Origin of the sequence: Mesorhizobium sp. M7A.F.Ca.ET.027.02.1.1, from assembly GCF_004022985.1 — a bacterium.
Lineage (GTDB): Bacteria > Pseudomonadota > Alphaproteobacteria > Rhizobiales > Rhizobiaceae > Mesorhizobium.
In genome coordinates, this window is record NZ_RZOL01000715.1 from 1 (window position 1) to 1600 (window position 1600).

2 protein-coding genes and 1 pseudogene are annotated in these 1600 nt (G+C 60.7%); 1 reads left to right on the forward strand and 2 read right to left on the reverse strand.

Features of this window, described 5'->3' with window-relative positions:
* Positions 1–220: 220 nt before the first annotated feature.
* Positions 221–433 (reverse strand): cold-shock protein, encoded by a 213-nt coding sequence (locus tag EN749_RS35440; RefSeq protein ID WP_013530020.1) that lies wholly within the window; start codon positions 431–433, stop codon positions 221–223.
* Positions 434–753: 320 nt separating this feature from the next.
* Positions 754–966 carry a cold-shock protein gene (locus EN749_RS35445; protein ID WP_006202520.1) on the reverse strand — a complete coding sequence of 71 codons (213 nt, stop codon included), beginning with the start codon at positions 964–966 and terminating at the stop codon, positions 754–756.
* A gap of 491 nt (positions 967–1457) precedes the next feature.
* Here EN749_RS35445 and EN749_RS39245 point away from each other — a divergent pair.
* Positions 1458–1600: pseudogene (locus EN749_RS39245) on the forward strand (peptidase); the annotation flags it as partial.

A 1600-nucleotide genomic window follows, 5' to 3' on the forward strand; every position in this document is an offset into this window, starting at 1 on the left:
CCACGGCAGCGGCCAGGACGGCGGTCTTGAAAATTCGGTTCATCTCGGTCTCCTTCGTGCCGGCCCGTGTAGTTTCGGGGATGCGGTCCGGCTTTACCAAAGACTAATATGCAACCGTGGCTGAACGGGGGCTGAACGGATTTCGACGAATTTATTCAAAACAGGCGTCAAAGGTCACGCGCCCTCCAGGGAGCGAAAACCATCGCCGGTCCAGGCCGGCTCAGCCGACCGACAGGTTGACGGCCTTGGGTCCCTTGCCGCGCTTGTCCGGCTCGGTGTCGAACGACACTTTCTGGCCATCCTCCAGGCCGGGAAGGCCGGACGCCTGCACGGCTGAAATATGGACGAAAACATCCTTCGCGCCATCATCGGGCGTGATGAAGCCGAAGCCCTTGGCATGGTTGAAGAATTTGACGGTGCCGGTCTGCGGCATGGGAAGCTCCTTTGTCCCATAAACTCCAGTCTCGGGCCGGCAAATGCCCGAGTGGAAATTTGTCCTTTATTTTAGCGTCATCGGCAAGAGAAAGTTTTGCGGGCGTCTAAAGCACGTTGCGGCACGCTTTGGCTCTTTGTTTTTATGCAAGTCGTTGCCCAGAACCTGGCGGCTGGGCGACATCACCGGCCCGCGCCTTCGATAAGGAAAAGGCGCGACGAAGATCGCCGCGCCTTTCAAAAATTCAGATCCCTCTCCAGGCCAGGTGCAGGCATGGAGCCTCCGTCGCACGTCCGAGTGACATGCGGCGCGCCGATGGCTCAGGCTGCGCGGAGGTTGACGGCCTTGGGGCCCTTGCCCATGCGGTCCGGCTCGACGTCGAAGGTGACCTTCTGGCCGTCGACGAGCGTGCGCAAGCCGGAGGCTTCGATCGCGGAGATATGGACGAACACATCCTTGGCGCCACCATCGGGCGTGATGAAACCGAAGCCTTTGGTCGCGTTGAAGAATTTAACGGTGCCGGTCTGGGCCATTGGGGAAACTCCTTCACCCGTTCAGTCTTTGGTGGTCCCGCCCGCCGCCTGGCGCAAAGGGCAGTTCCCGGTGGTTGCTTCGGCAGTCATGCATTGGCGCATGGTCAAACCCCCCGCCGAAAACGGGGCCGTCAGAGATTCACAGTATCGGGGAAAGGTCGTCCAAAACGTTCCGCTCTCCGGGTCGCAAATGCCCGAACACGGAATTTATCGCACGGAAACGTGATGGTTGCAAGATACCGCCGCGGGCCGCCGTACTGGCGCATCCCGACGCATCAATCGACTGACCTGAGCATCGATGGGCTCGGCATAGGCTTGCTTGCCGGCCGGGTCATCGGCCAGAGCCGGGCCACGAATGGGCCAGACATCGCGGCGCGCTGACCTCCCTTGCGGTCCAGGCGCCGTTATCGTTTGCCGAGCTCAAACGGGGGTTGCATTCGGCAAGGGAATGGCGAGGATCGGTAACCGGGGACCGATCGTGGGAGATCATCATGAAATTTCTGGCGGCAATCTTTTCGCGGCAGGGTTTTGTCATCTTGTTGCTGTCGGCAATTCTTGCCGCCTGCACCGTTGTCGTCGATGAGGGACCAGGGCCACGCCCGCGTCCGCCACGGCCCGAGCCGCAATATTGCAG